This window comes from Flavobacterium sp. 90 (assembly GCF_004339525.1).
Classification (GTDB): Bacteria; Bacteroidota; Bacteroidia; order Flavobacteriales; family Flavobacteriaceae; genus Flavobacterium.
In genome coordinates this window covers 6,126,828-6,140,980 of sequence record NZ_SMGE01000001.1, presented here as the reverse complement: position 1 = coordinate 6,140,980, position 14,153 = coordinate 6,126,828, and the positions used below count along the sequence as shown (strand labels likewise).

Below are 14,153 nucleotides of genomic sequence, written 5' to 3'. Positions count from 1 at the left end.
AAACTTAAGAATAGTAAAGTTGGTTTATTTATATTTTTTCGGGTTATAGAATTTGATTTAAAACTTATTATATTTCAATTTAAATTTCTTTAAATTCGAAATTAAAACAGAATATTATAACTATATTTGAGGAATATAACAACCCAATTTATACAACACTATATGACTGAATTTACTATTTTTTATACCGATGATGATGAAGACGATTTGAGTATTTTTACTGATGCTGTCGAATCATTGCCTAAAAAAATAAAACTTCAGACTTATACCGGAGGAGAAAAGCTGTTGAATGCTATTTATAATCCACCGCCAACGCCTCATGTTGTATTCTTAGATTTGAATATGCCCGGAAAAAATGGTTTTGATGTTCTGACGGAACTTAAAAATTCGGAAGAAAAAAATGATATTCCGGTTATTATTTTCTCTACTTCAAACGAACCAAGTATCATTGAAAAGTGCCGAAATCTAGGCGCAAGTTACTTTATAACCAAGCCAATCTTAATGAAAGATATCGTAAGATCTATTGAACACGCTATTGAAATTGATTGGGAAAAATTCAATCCAGGCGAAAAAGATTTTGTTTATAAGTCATAAACGAACAATTTCGCTGGGTAAGAAAGATGAATTTTACCGCAAAGTTTTTACATATCGATATCGGATTTTATAAAAAAAACACAAAGTTCGCAAAGCTAAATCAACAGAATCCCGATAGCTATCGGGATTGCGAACTTTGCGTTTAAAATAATTATCAATACAAAATATTTTATGTTTCTCGACAGGTTTTTGTATTGGTCCGGACTAAGTTTTTATGTGTTTAAGCAAATTTTAGGAATTGTTTTTGAATAGTAAAACTATTGCAATTCAGGAATATAAATATCAAAAGTGGCACCTTTGCCTTTCTCACTATTTGCTGTGATAATTCCTTTATGGTTTTCAACGATTTTTTTAACGATTGCAAGACCAATTCCGGTTCCTGCAAACTCAGTTTCAGTATTTAGACGCTGGAAAACTTCAAAGATGCGTTCTTTGTATTCTTCATCAAAGCCAATTCCGTTATCTGAAATTTTCAGGTGGTAATAAATCTTATCCGGAAAATCAACAAGCTGTTTTAAGCTATTTCCTTTAATTCTCTCGGCTTTAATCTCTATAATTGGCACAATGTCCTTGCGAGAGAATTTTAATGCATTACCGATCAAATTATGCAATAATTGTCTAAACTGAAACGGAATTACGGTTACTTCGCCCAAAGGCTGAAAATTAACCTGAGCATTTTTTTCTTCAATACGCTCCGAAAAATCACTTTTAATTTCCTCAGCAATATCATCGAGATTTACGGTTACAAAAACGCGTTCTGCCGAGTTTGTTCGAGAATACGTTAATAAATCCTGAATCAAAGTCTGCATTCTTTTTGCTGCAAATTCAATTCGGCTTAAGTAAGTTTTAGCATTCGCCGAAATATTTTGCTCATCCAAATCCGCTAATCGACTGGCAAAAGTTTGAATTTTACGAAGAGGTTCCTGCAAATCATGACTCGAAATATAAGCAAAAGACTGAAGCTCAATATTCATATTAATCAGATCTCTGTTTTTAATTTCAAGCTGTTCTGTTCGTTCATGAACTTCTTTCTCAAGTTGATTGGTAAAATCTTTCTGATCTTGAATATCGGTACTTGTACCAACCCACATCTGGATTTTTCCTTCGGCATCTTTCTGCGCAATGGCGCGGCTTAATTGCCATCTGTATTCGCCATCAGAGCGACGAAAGCGATGTTCTAGTAAAAAGTCATTTCCGGTTTTTATAGATTCCATCCACGTATTTACGTTTTCTTCCCGATCATCAGGATGAACAATTTGGAGCCAGCCATGTTTATCAATTTCTTCTTTAGTCAGCCCCGAAAAGCTATAAACAGATTGGTTAAAATAATTCAGATTTCCCATTGCATCGCTTGTCCAGACAAACTGAGGCATAGAATCGGCCAGAAGTCTGAACTTTTGCTCACTTTTCATCAAAACTTCCTGACCTTCTTTTTCATCCGTAATATCCATTACGGTTCCAATCATTTTTATCGGCTCTTTATTCTCATCAAAAAATATTTTTCCATGCGCTCTAATCCAAGCGATAGAATCATCGGGTTTAATAATGCGGCATTCATATTTGTAAATGCTTGATTTAAGAGCTATTGTGTATGCTTTTTCTAAAATAGACAAATCTTCTGGATGTATTTGCTCTAAAATTTGCGCACGTGTTAGTTTTATTGATTTATCAAAACCAAAAACGGACGGTAAATTCTCAGAATACATTATTTTTTGAGTTGGAACATTCAAATCCCAAGTTGCGATTTCTGCAATTTCGGCAGCAAGACGCGCTCTTTGTTCTGCATTTTCTACTTTTTTTCGTGCTTTGACTTTATCTGTTACATCATTTACCGTAACCATCACGCCGGATATTTTGCCTTCTTTTTCGAACAAAGGTGTATATTGATAATCAAGATAAAATTTCTGCAATTTTCCTTTGATATCAACATAAGCAAGTGCTTCTTTTTCTTTAACAATTTTTCCTTCATGCAGGACTTCATCAAGAAGTTCTGGATATTTTTGACCTTGAAGCTCCGGAAAAACTTCGAGTAATGGCAAACCAATAGTTTCTTTTTTTGTTTTATGCCACAGGGTTTTCATCATCGTATTGTTGGCAAGTTCAATCTTATGATCCTTTCCTCTAAAAATTGCCATTGCAATAGGAGAGTCCATAACCAGTTTTCTAAAAGCAGTTTCGCTTTCTGTCAGAAGATATTTTGCTTTTACAGCTTCTGTAACTTCATGCGAAACAATTATAACGCCGGATATTGTGCCGTCTTCTTCCCTTAACGGATGAAAAACAAGATTAAAATAACAATTTTCTTGTCGGCCATAACGGTTTAAAGTCACTGATAATTCATCAGTATAATACGGAATTCCATCCTGATAAACCTTAGAAAGCAACGGATAAACCGTGTCTCTGGCTTCAGGAACAGAGTCGAAAACTGGTCTGTCCAAAACCTCTTCTTCGATTTTATCTATAATTTGCAAGTATGTTGCATTAGCCATTTCTACAGTTAAATCGGCGCCTCTAAGAATTGCAATTCCCAACGGAAGCTGTTTTACCGTATCTTTAAATCGTTTCTCACTTTCCTCTACAGCATTTCTGGAAATAACCTGAAGTGTGACATCATTTGCAATTGCCACAATGCCCGAAATCGTTCCGTCCGGTTCTTTTAGAGCTTCATAAACTACATTGATAAAAGTGTTTACGACTTTACCTTTTCGGTTTAGTTTTACAGGAAGTTCATAAGCCATAAATTTTTCGCCGGTTGTATAAACCGTTTCCAAAATATCTTCAAGCCCTTGGCCTGTAACTTCTGGTAAGGCTTCAAAAACGGGTTTATTAATTACGTCATCTAATTTACGCTCCCAGATTTCAAGCATCAATTCATTGGCAATTTCGACAACATAATCTTTTCCTCTAAAAATGCACATCGCATTTGGCGTCTGCAGAATGTTGTTTCGATAACGTTCGTTACTGTTTTCTAAGCTTTTCAGAATATTTACTTTATCAGTCGTTTCATTGCAGATAACAAGTACGCCGCCAATTTTTCCCTCATCATTATTCACCGGACTATAGCTAAAAGTCCAATAAACATCCTCCATTTTTCCATTTCGATATATGGGTAAAAGTTGATCTTCGTGCCAGGTCGCTTCACTTTGAGTGAGAACCTGATCGATCAAAGGTTTTATAAAATCCCAAATTTCCGACCAGAATTCGGCACCTTTTTGACCCAATATTGCAGGATGTTTTCCATCGTTTCCAAGACTTGGGCGATAAGCATCATTATAAAAGCAAATATGATCCGGACCCCAAAACAAAAACATCGGAAATTTTGAGTTCAATAGAATTCCCAGTGTAGTACGTAAACTTTGTGGCCAGGAATCAACACTTCCAACCGGAGTTTTGCTCCAGTCTTTTGCACGTGTTAATGCGCCCATTTCACCTCCGTTTGCCAGGAAATCGTGATTTTTTGTACTCATTGATGGTTGTATTTTGGTTTTGATAAAGTATTTTGATTTTCTAAAAAATTAGATAATTGTTAAAATTAGTAAAATATACTAATGAATTTCTGTGAATTTTTGAATGAGCTAATAATTAAATCTATTGAGTTAATTTTATTTGGATTCAATCCTGAAATTTGAATAAACAATAGATTCAGGAAATCTTAAAAGGAATAAAATCATGAAAAGAGAGCAAAAACACGAAACCGACTATATAAAAAAGTACCAAGACGAAGGCTATACTACTAATTATTTGTTTGCAGATGGATCGCTTTTAGATTCTGAAACTAAATATGCTTATCAGCCTGAAGAAATATTCATTGTAGCGCACCATCGATATGAAGGAATGAGTGATCCGGATGATATGTCGATCTTGTATATAATAGAAACAAAAGATCAAAAGAAAGGAACACATCTAATAGGATACGGACCAACAGCAGATCTCGAAGAAGCCGAATTTTTTAAAGATATCCCAAAAGCGAATTACGCTAAAAACGCCGATATCAACGAACTTACATAAGATAAAATAGAGAAGTATTTTTATTTTGCTGGGGAGCAGTTGTTTCAGATTTATCTGGAGCAGCTGCTTTTTTTCTTTGAAGGTCCTAAGGTTCTGAGTTGCCAAGGTTCTAAGTAGGAAATGTGCCAATTAGATAATTAGTCAATTAGAAAATTTACTGAATGCTTAAATTCTGCAAATTAAAATATATGCTGCAGCTTAAATTTTGATTCTTCACATTTCACATTTCACACTTCACACTTCACATTTTCACATTTCACAATTCATCCCATTTCCCCATTTTATAAATTATCTAATTGACACATTCTCTAATTGTCACATTATCTAATTAGTAATAATAATTATGAAATATCTCTCTGAAATTGTATAAGGGTTTGATTTATAATATGTACGAAATTTGAATTATAGAAATACAATAAAAACCAAAGTAGTTTTTTGTACGTAAATAAGTACTAACCACTTTATTTAAACTGAACCAAAATGAAAAAACTTTACTTAAATACAGGAGGATTTGATACTATTTTTAATGATCTTAAAGATAGTTTTAATGGTGATTTGACGACCAATAATAACGAATACAATTTGGCAATTAAGTCAAAATGGGCAAAAGGAACGATTACTGGCGTTTGTCTTGAAAACAGAATATCACATCTGACTTTTGATCTTGTATTTAATTGTGACGTAAGTTTAAGTATAGAATCTTTTCAGTCTGCGCCGATATTTTTTGCGTATTGCGAAAAAGGAACCCTGACACATAGTTTTGGTATAAATGGAGAGAAAAAGAATCTATCAAAGAACCAAACCGGTATTTTGAATAACACATCAAAAGTAAACAGCCTTTTATCTTTTGATAGTCACAAACACATTCAGTTTTCATTAATAGGGGTTCCAACAGAAAATTTAGGAACAGAAGAGAACCTGGAATTAATCGCTGATCTGAAAAAAAGGTTTATGAACGAAACCGGAAATTACATTTATGTAGCTTCTGAAAATAATAAGGTTGCCGAAAAATGGCAGGAACTAAAAACGATTCCGCAACAAGGAATTGTTAGAAATTTAGTAAAGAAATTGATTCTCAAAGAAATTGTTGCGTTAGAGATAGCTCAACATAGTTATAATTACTTAAAAACGTTTGATCAAATTTTGAATTTAGCGATCAAACCTATAAACGAAATAAAAAGAATATCAAATATGAATCTTACAGAAGTAATTTATACTGCAGGATTAGCCGGACGAAACTATCTGCCACGTATTTTCAAAGAAAAATACCATTTATCATACAAGCCATTCAATCAAAAATTAGTTAGCTAACAAGCATTAAATACACTTCTTTATTTCGAAAAAAACAGCTTTAACGAGCTGTTTTTTTATTTTTAGTAGTTCGAAATGATGTAATAGCACGCGGATGACGCGGATTCGCTAAAGCGAAAACACGGATTAAAAACGGATTTTCTTTTTCTACGCATAGACTTTTGTCAAAGTTTAAAACTTTGACAAAAGTAGAAGAAGAGAGTTTAATTTTTTTGTCATCCCGAGGAACGAGGGATCTTAGCAAGTAGCTCGCCAAAGATTGTCAAAACCTTTGTCAAAGTTTAAAACTTTGACAAAGGTAGAACCTCAGAACCTCAGAACCTCAGAACCTCAGAACCTCAGAACCTCAGAACCTCAGAACCTCAGAACCTCAGAACCTCAGAACCTCAGAACCTCAGAACCTCAGAACCTCAGAACCTCAGAACCTCAGAACCTCAGAACCTCAGAACCTCAGAACCTCAGAACCTCAGAACCTCAGAACCTCAGAACCTCAGAACCTCAGAACCTCAGAACCTCAGAACCTCAGAACCTATTCCTTTTCATAATAAACAATAAAATAAATCATAACCAGATTCAGAAATAGAGAAACACTATTAGTGATTATTATGGGTAAATCATTTTTTAAGAAGCCATAAATAATCCATATCAAAATCCCGAAAGTCAGAATTCCGAAAGTTTTGAGTGAAATCTCTTTGACTTTCTTGGTTTTCCAGACTTTCAAAATCTGAGGAATTACAGAAATAGTTACGCAAGTTCCTGCAAAAAGACCGATGATATCTATGAAGTTCATTTTTTTTGAGGTTCTAAGGTTCTGAGATTCTGAGTTGCTAAGGTTTATATTTATAGAGATTTATATTCAATCTTATCCTTTCGTCGAAATTGTAGATGTTAGATATTTCGGTAACAAAATTTAACTTTAATAAATTTTGTTACAATGAGAAATAATAGTCAGGATTCCACTTTAGAGCGGAACTATTTAGAGAAGTATCGTTTTTTAATAAAAGAATATGAACAGGTAAAAAATAAAACTCATCCTTTGTATAAAAAAGCACTGGATTTTTATGCAGCAAATAATACGTGCCGAAAGAGTTTTTTAAAGTATTATAATCGCTTTAAACAAAGTGGGAAATCCATTGATTTATTACCCCAAAAAAGAGGGCCTAAATATAAAACCAGACGTCCTTTGCCTTTTATAGAGCAAAAAGTAATTGAATTACGAGAAAAAGGAAACAACAAATATGAAATTGTTAGTATCTTAAGACCCAAATTAGGAAAGCATACACCATCATATTCTGGAGTTTATAATATTTTAAAACGCAATAAAATAAATAGATTAACTCCGAAGATTAAAAAGAATCATCAAAAAATAATCAAGGAAAGAATGGGACAACTTGGTCATATTGATTGTCATTATTTGAGCAAAAGTATAATTAAAGGGGAAAATAAAAATCGCTATTTAGTTTGTGTAATAGATGATTACAGTCGAATTGCCTGGGCTGAATTAGTTTCTGATATCACCAGTTTAACAGTTATGTTTGCGGCATTGAAATGTTTAAACATCCTAAGTGATCATTATGAAATAAAATTTGAAGAGATATTATCTGATAATGGAGCTGAATTTGGACCTAAAACAAGCAAAGTAAAAAACAATCATCCTTTTGAGAGAATGCTAATGGAACTAGGAATTGTGCACAGGTATACAAAACCATACAGACCACAAACCAATGGTAAAGTTGAACGCTTTTGGAGAACTCTGGAAGATGATTTATTGAGAGATACAGATTTTGATTCTCATGAAGAATTAAAAGAAGAATTATTGCAATATCTATATTATTATAATCATGAAAGACCACATCAAGGTATTGATGGAAAGAAACCAATCGAAATGATAAATCCGTTACCGAAATAAGTAACCTTTACAGAAATGACAAAACTTTGCGACTTTAAAGAATTATTGTGAAACAAAAAAATTACCCACCTACCAATTCTCCGCCATTTATGTGTATAAACTGTCCGGTAATATAACTGCTGTCTTCGCAAGCCAGAAATACATAAGCGGGCGCAACTTCTGAGGGTTGCCCGGCTCTTTCCATTGGATTGTTTTTTCCAAAATCAGATAATTTGTCGAAAGTGGCTACAATCAAAGGAGTCCAAATTGGTCCCGGGGCAACACCATTTACGCGTATTTGCCTTTTTGCCAGCATAGTCGATAATGATCTTGTAAAACTTACAATTGCGCCTTTTGTGCTTGCGTAGTCGGCTAGATGTTCGTTGCCACGATATGCTGTAACTGAACTTGTATTGATAATCGTGTCGCCTTCTTTAAGAAAAGGCAATGCTGCTTTCGTAATATAGAAATACGGATAAATATTGGTTTCGAACGTTTTATGTAGTTGTGCGGCGGTTATTTTTTCTATTTCGTTTTGCGGAAATTGTACTGCAGCGTTATTCACCAGAATATTTATTTTTTTAAAGAAAGTATGGCATTTTTTGACCGCACTTTTACAGAATTTTTCCTCTTTTAAATCACCGCTTATTAATAAGCATTGCTGACCTTCTTTTTCTATTAATTCCTTTGTTTTCAAGGCATCTTTATCTTCCTTTAGATAAACAATCGCAATATTGGCGCCTTCTCTTGCAAAATGTACGGCAATACTTCGGCCAATTCCGCTGTCGCCGCCGGTTATAAAAGCAACTTTTCCTAAGAGTTTTCCACTTCCAATATAGTTTTCTCTAATAATTTCAGGTTCGGGATTCATTTTATATTCGTGACCCGGAAGTTCTTGTTTTTGTTCGGGGAATGTTTTTATCTTTTTCATGGTCTTTATTTTAGATAATAATCTATTTCTAAAGTAGATAAAGGCTTCGGAAAAGGTTAACTGATAAAAATTAAAGATTAGCGCAATAAAACAGAATGGATAAAATAGAAGCATACATGGGAATTATGTAACGATTTTTACTCTGAATAAAAAAAGGCTAGTTTTTTTTTGCATAAATTTGAGGGTTTATCTGACGTTATTTAAAAATAGGATCAGCTATGTTTTAAATAACATTTTCCGGGAACGAGTTCCAAATCAAGAATAATTTTAACCCTAATGCTTTATTACCCCCACAACAGCATGGTATTAATAGTAGATGATATAAAGGCAAATATAATTGCTTTAAAAAAAACATTAGAACTGCATAATATCGATGTAGATACAGCCGAGTCCGGAGAGGAAGCTCTGAAGAAAATTCTCAAGACTAATTATTGCCTCATCATAATGGATGTCCAAATGCCGGGACTTGATGGTTTTGAGGTTGTAAAAATTCTTTCGGGAAACCAAAGAACAAAAGATATTCCTGTTATTTTTCTTTCGGCACTAAATATCGAGAAAAAATACATCTTTAAAGGATATGAAACCGGTGCAGTCGAGTATATTACCAAACCGGTTGATAGTGATTTACTGATTTTAAAAGTAAAAACATTCCTCAAAATTTACGAGCAGCAAAACGAGCTAAAAGCTATGAAAGACCTGCTTTCTAAAGAAATCAAAATTAGAAAAGAAGCTCAGGATAATCTCGAAATCAAAATTGCAGAAAGAACCAAAGAACTGGTTTTGAAAAACGAAGAATTAGAGATGAAGAATCATGAACTACAACAATTTTCCTGGGTAGTTTCGCACGATTTGAATGAACCAATCCGAAAAATTCAAATCTTTATAAAAATAATCAAAGAACTTTATCTCGCCGATGATGCAAAAGCGGTTGATTATGTAGATCGAACAATTAAATCTGCTGAGAGAATGCAGACTTTAATCACAGATCTTCTGGCATATTCGAGATTATCATCGCAGGTAAAACCTGAAGTTACAGACCTAAATGTGGTTCTACAGGAAGTACTTTCGGATTTTGATTATCTAATCGAACGAAAAAACGCTACGATAAAAACCAGCGAATTGCCCACAATAGACAGTATTCCGAGTCAGTTGAGACAGGTTTTCCAGAATTTAATTGGAAATGCCTTGAAATTCTCCACAAATTCTGAACATCCCTTGATCGAAATTACTTCTGAATTGATTGCAAACAAATCATTTGACAGTCCAACTTCCCCGGAAGGGAAATTTTGCCGAATCATAGTAAAAGATAACGGAATTGGTTTTGATGAAATTTATCTGGATCGAATATTTATCATTTTTCAGAGTTTAAACGACCGCCAATCTTATGAAGGAACGGGAATTGGTCTGGCTATTGCCAAAAAAATAATCGAAAAACACAACGGATTAATCACAGCAAAAAGTCAAATAGGCAAGGGCGCAAGCTTTATTATAATATTGCCTTTGAAATATGAGTAAACAAGGAAGCCCACGGATGAAACAGATTAAACGGATTTACACAGATTGTTTTTTAAACTATTCGTGAATTGATAACGAAAAATTTCTCGCAGATTTGACAGATTGTTTTTTTAATCTTTAAAATCATCGTAATCTGTGGCAAAAAAATATACAGGATTCAAAAATTTCAAAACACACAAAGTGTAAAACCTGAAACAAAACAAAAAAACACACCTGAAACAAAAATATATGAAGAGTAATTTTAAAAGGAATTTACTAATAAGCTCGCTGGTTTCATTACTGGTTTTGATGATCAGTTCGACAGCTTCATTTTTTAGCATCAAAAGCTTATTAAACAGTAATTTTTGGGTAAACCATACTCAGGAAGTAATTTATAATCTGAACGAAGGATCGGCGATCATTACGGAGGCGCAAACAAGTATGCGTGGTTATTTGATAACCGGAGACGAGCAGTTTGTAGAAAGATACAATGATGCTGAAGTAAAATCAAGCGCATATTTTGAAAAAGTAACAGAACTTACTGTCGATAATCCGTCGCAACAAAACGAACTAAAAGAATTAAGACAACTTCGTGCTAATTTTTTTAAGTATCTGAATAATCAAATCGTAAAAAAGCGATTAGGCAAGGACAACGTTGTATTTGATCTCAATGAAGGACGTAATATGATGAATGATTTGCGTGCGAATATTAGAAGAATTGAAAGCACAGAACAAAGCCTTCTAAAAGAAAGAAACGAAAACTCTGAACGTTACGGGACTTATAGTATCATTTTGATTGTTGTCGCTTTTATAATCGCATTTTTGATTTCGATTGTCTTTTTGATTCGCATTCTAAAAGATTTCAATGAGCGCGCTTTACTTCAGAACGAATTGCAGAAAAAAGACCGTGAAACCCAGGAGAGAATTGATGTAATCAGTACAATTGCGAGTAATATTTCTAGTGGAAATTATGACATTCGCGTAGACGATACTAAATCTGATGCTTTGGGCAGTGTTGGTGAATCGTTGAATAATATGGGAGTTTCGCTAAAAAGCTCTTTCGATTTATTGTCTCAAAAAGAATGGCTTCAAACCGGAATCGCTAATCTTAATAATGTAATGCTTGGCGATAAAACCATGCAGAAATTATCAAAAGACGTTATCGAATTTGTGTGTCAATATACCAATAGCAGCGCTGGAGTTTTGTATATTCTGGAAGATAATGAACTTTTTGTTTCAGGTGGATACAGTTATATTCCGAGTAAAAACAGAGAACGCATTCAAAAAGGCGAAGGATTAATTGGTCAGGCGATTACTTCCGGAAAAATATTAGAATTAAAAACTTTGTCTCCGGATGATATTCAGATAAATTATGCTTTAGGACAAATAAAACCAACACATATTGTAGCAGTTCCATTGTTTGATAACAGAATTGAAGGTGCAATAGAATTGGCAAGTATTTATGGTTTTTCAGACTTGCATTTAGAGTTTTTAAAAACGGTTTCGAATAATATCGGAATTGCAATTAAATCAACTCAAAATAGAAAAAGAGTGATGGAATTGTTAGAAGAAACCAAATCTCAATCAGAAGAACTTCAGGTACAACACAGCGAATTGGAAGCTATTAACGCTGAATTGGAAGCGCAAACGGAGAAACTTCAGGCTTCTGAAGAAGAACTTAGAGTGCAACAGGAAGAATTAGAACAAACGAATGAGGAATTATCGGAGAGAAGTGTTTTATTGGAAGAAAAAAACAATGAAATCCAGAAAAAATCAGAAGCGTTAGAACTTACGACACGCTATAAATCGGAGTTTTTGGCGAATATGTCGCATGAATTAAGAACACCTTTGAATTCGATTTTACTTTTAAGCCGTTTACTTTCTGAGAATAATAACAAAAGTATGGTTGATGAGGAAATTGAATTTGCAAAAGTAATTCAGAGTTCCGGAAACAGTTTATTGGGCTTGATTGATGAAATTTTGGATTTATCTAAAATTGAAGCAGGAAAAATGGAGCTTGAATTCCTGGATGTTTCGACAAAAGAAATCACAGATGCTTTATGGAATTTGTTTAATCAAGTGGCAAAAGAGAAGGGAATTACGTTTGAAATTATTTCTAAAGATGCGCCAATTGTCATTAAAACAGACAAAATGCGTTTGGAGCAAATTTTGAAAAACCTGATTTCGAACGCCATTAAATTCACAGAAAAAGGAACTGTAAGTTTAGAAATAAAAATTAATACAGACGATGATAAAATCATTTGTTTTATTGTAAAAGATACCGGAATTGGAATTCCGTTAGACAAACAACCTTTGGTTTTCGAGGCTTTTCAACAAGCTGATGGTTCTACAAAACGTAAATATGGCGGAACTGGTTTAGGATTATCAATTAGTAGAGAATTGGCAAAACTGCTTCGAGGCGAAATCATTTTGCATAGTAAAGTCAAAGAAGGAAGTACGTTTACTTTATGTCTTCCGGTTTACGGAACGGCGATTTCTAAATTGAATATCGATAAAATCCCTCCAACTGAATTTGCTGAAGTAGAAACAGAAGAAAAAACGGAGACCAAAAAGAAATATATAAGCGCAACAATTCCTGATGAAATCGAAGATGACAGAGATAACATTAAAAATGGTGATAAAGTCATTTTGATAGTTGAGGATGATATCAATTTTGCGAAATCACTTTTGACTTTCACCAGAAAAAAAGGATATAAAGGTGTTGTTTCCGTGCGAGGCGATTATGCTTTGAATTTTACATTGCTTTACAAACCTGTTGGTGTTTTATTAGATATTGAATTGCCAATAAAAAGTGGTTGGGAAGTGCTCGAAGAATTAAAAAATCATGTTGGAACGAAGCATATTCCGGTTCATATTATGTCTTCGCATAAATTAAAACAGGAAAGTTTGCTAAAAGGTGCTGTAGATTTCTTAGACAAACCGGTTGCATTTGATAAAATTCCGGATGTGTTTTTGCGAATCGAACATATTATAAATAAAGAAGCTCAGAAGGTTTTAATCATCGAAGACAATCCAAAACATGCAAAAGCATTGGCTTTTTTCTTAGAAACCTATAATATCAATTCAGAGATAAAAAGCGAAGTTTCTGCAGGTTTGCAAGCTTTAAATAAAACTGAAGTTGATTGCGTAATTCTTGATATGGGAATTCCGGACAAACACGCTTATGAGATTTTGGATGGCGTTAAGAAAAGTCCTGGTTTGGAGAATCTTCCGGTAATTGTATTTACAGGAAAAAGTCTGTCATTGAAAGAAGAGGTTAAAATTAAGAAATATGCGGATTCTATTATCGTAAAAACAGCACATTCGTACCAAAGAATGCTTGATGAGGTTTCGCTTTTTCTTCATTTAGTAGAAGATAAAAAAGACGCAAAAGACAAAAAGGAAAGTTATAAAAAGCTAAATTTACTAAACAATATTCTACATGAGAAAAAAGTTCTGATTGTAGATGATGATGTTCGTAACATTTATTCGTTGACAAAAGCTCTCGAAGTTTTTAAAATGAATGTAATCACTGCTTTTGATGGTAAAGAGGCGATTAAAATTCTAAGTGAACATCCTGATACTGATGTTGTTTTGCTTGATATGATGATGCCAAATATGGACGGCTACGAAACGGCAGAAAAAATACGCAGTATGCCTAAATTCCTAAACTTACCTGTAATTGCGGTTACGGCAAAAGCAATGACGGGGGACCGTGAAAAATGTATCAAAGCGGGAGCTTCAGATTATATTACGAAACCGGTTGATATTGATCAGTTGTTGTCGTTGTTGAGAGTTTGGCTTTATGATAAGATTTAGGGATTTGTAGAGGAAAGAGTATAGATGAAAGATGAAAGAGGCAAGATTAGAGGTTGTTGAGAATAGATTATAGAGAATAGATTATAGATGTAAGATGTTTGTGATGCT

Annotated in this window: 9 protein-coding genes; 6 read left to right on the top strand and 3 right to left on the bottom strand. The window is 33.7% G+C overall.

Features of this window, described 5'->3' with window-relative positions:
* The first annotated feature begins 162 nt into the window (after nucleotides 1–162).
* On the top strand, nucleotides 163–594 hold the full coding sequence (locus C8C83_RS24945; protein WP_121331228.1) for a response regulator: 432 nt from the start codon (nucleotides 163–165) through the stop codon (nucleotides 592–594).
* Nucleotides 595–851: 257 nt separating this feature from the next.
* Here C8C83_RS24945 and C8C83_RS24940 read toward each other — a convergent pair whose 3' ends face one another.
* The gene (locus C8C83_RS24940) at nucleotides 852–4,061 is read right to left on the bottom strand and encodes a PAS domain-containing protein (RefSeq protein WP_121331227.1); all 3,210 of its coding nucleotides are present in this window, start codon (nucleotides 4,059–4,061) and stop codon (nucleotides 852–854) included.
* 202 nt (nucleotides 4,062–4,263) lie between these two features.
* On the opposite strand from C8C83_RS24940, the gene C8C83_RS24935 reads away from it, so the two are divergent.
* Together C8C83_RS24935 and C8C83_RS24930 are read left to right on the top strand one after the other, a co-directional pair.
* Complete coding sequence (locus C8C83_RS24935) at nucleotides 4,264–4,602, top strand: hypothetical protein (protein ID WP_121331226.1); 339 nt, start codon at nucleotides 4,264–4,266, stop codon at nucleotides 4,600–4,602.
* A gap of 480 nt (nucleotides 4,603–5,082) precedes the next feature.
* A complete protein-coding gene (locus C8C83_RS24930) occupies nucleotides 5,083–5,913 on the top strand; it encodes a hypothetical protein (protein WP_121331225.1) in 831 nt (276 codons plus the stop codon).
* Nucleotides 5,914–6,442: 529 nt separating this feature from the next.
* Here C8C83_RS24930 and C8C83_RS24920 read toward each other — a convergent pair.
* Nucleotides 6,443–6,703 carry a SemiSWEET transporter gene (locus C8C83_RS24920; protein WP_121331223.1) on the bottom strand — a complete coding sequence of 87 codons (261 nt, stop codon included), beginning with the start codon at nucleotides 6,701–6,703 and terminating at the stop codon, nucleotides 6,443–6,445.
* A 144-nt stretch (nucleotides 6,704–6,847) separates the two neighbouring features.
* Here C8C83_RS24920 and C8C83_RS24915 point away from each other — a divergent pair, with 144 nt between their 5' ends.
* Nucleotides 6,848–7,822 carry an integrase core domain-containing protein gene (locus C8C83_RS24915; RefSeq protein WP_121331222.1) on the top strand — a complete coding sequence of 325 codons (975 nt, stop codon included), beginning with the start codon at nucleotides 6,848–6,850 and terminating at the stop codon, nucleotides 7,820–7,822.
* A gap of 61 nt (nucleotides 7,823–7,883) precedes the next feature.
* Here the strand turns inward: C8C83_RS24915 and C8C83_RS24910 are convergent, their stop codons facing one another.
* A complete protein-coding gene (locus C8C83_RS24910) occupies nucleotides 7,884–8,732 on the bottom strand; it encodes an SDR family oxidoreductase (RefSeq protein ID WP_121331221.1) in 849 nt (282 codons plus the stop codon).
* Between the two features lie 300 nt (nucleotides 8,733–9,032).
* On the opposite strand from C8C83_RS24910, the gene C8C83_RS24905 reads away from it, so the two are divergent.
* Entirely contained in the window at nucleotides 9,033–10,247 is a 1,215-nt protein-coding gene (locus C8C83_RS24905; RefSeq protein WP_132011950.1) for a response regulator, read from the top strand.
* Nucleotides 10,248–10,475: 228 nt separating this feature from the next.
* A complete protein-coding gene (locus tag C8C83_RS24900) occupies nucleotides 10,476–14,045 on the top strand; it encodes a response regulator (RefSeq protein WP_121331220.1) in 3,570 nt (1,189 codons plus the stop codon).
* Nucleotides 14,046–14,153: the final 108 nt, after the last annotated feature.

Excerpts from the sequence above, each read along its gene's own strand:
- C8C83_RS24915 (WP_121331222.1), top strand. The coding sequence starts at position 6,848 with ATGAGAAATAATAGTCAGGATTCCACTTTAGAGCGGAACTATTTAGAG.
- C8C83_RS24920 (WP_121331223.1), bottom strand. The coding sequence starts at position 6,703 with ATGAACTTCATAGATATCATCGGTCTTTTTGCAGGAACTTGCGTAACT.
- C8C83_RS24945 (WP_121331228.1), top strand. The coding sequence starts at position 163 with ATGACTGAATTTACTATTTTTTATACCGATGATGATGAAGACGATTTG.
- C8C83_RS24940 (WP_121331227.1), bottom strand. The coding sequence starts at position 4,061 with ATGAGTACAAAAAATCACGATTTCCTGGCAAACGGAGGTGAAATGGGC.
- C8C83_RS24900 (WP_121331220.1), top strand. The coding sequence starts at position 10,476 with ATGAAGAGTAATTTTAAAAGGAATTTACTAATAAGCTCGCTGGTTTCA.
- C8C83_RS24910 (WP_121331221.1), bottom strand. The coding sequence starts at position 8,732 with ATGAAAAAGATAAAAACATTCCCCGAACAAAAACAAGAACTTCCGGGT.
- C8C83_RS24905 (WP_132011950.1), top strand. The coding sequence starts at position 9,033 with ATGGTATTAATAGTAGATGATATAAAGGCAAATATAATTGCTTTAAAA.
- C8C83_RS24930 (WP_121331225.1), top strand. The coding sequence starts at position 5,083 with ATGAAAAAACTTTACTTAAATACAGGAGGATTTGATACTATTTTTAAT.
- C8C83_RS24935 (WP_121331226.1), top strand. The coding sequence starts at position 4,264 with ATGAAAAGAGAGCAAAAACACGAAACCGACTATATAAAAAAGTACCAA.